At 66.8% G+C, this 202-nt stretch carries 1 protein-coding gene; it reads left to right on the top strand.

What is annotated here, in order from left to right; translation table 11 throughout:
* Positions 1 to 202 (top strand): transposase (locus tag QSK22_RS33625; protein WP_285498566.1); only part of this gene is annotated, 202 nt, incomplete at both ends.

The following is a 202-nucleotide window of genomic DNA, read 5'->3' as shown; positions in this document are numbered from 1 at the left end:
ACGACCTGTTGGCCTTCACCGGCTTCCCTCGCCAGATCTGGCGGCAGATCTGGTCCAACAACCCCCAGGAACGCCTCAACAAGGAGATCCGGCGGCGCACCGACGTGGTCGGGATCTTCCCCGACCGCACCGCGATCATCCGCCTCGTCGGCGCCGTGCTGATGGAGCAGACCGACGAGTGGACCGAGGGCCGCCGCTACAT

It is taken from the genome of Actinomadura sp. NBRC 104425 (assembly GCF_030269545.1).
Lineage (GTDB): Bacteria > Actinomycetota > Actinomycetes > Streptosporangiales > Streptosporangiaceae > Spirillospora > Spirillospora keratinilytica.
The sequence above is the reverse complement of the archived record's forward strand: the minus strand, read 5'-3'. Positions and strand labels throughout refer to the sequence as shown.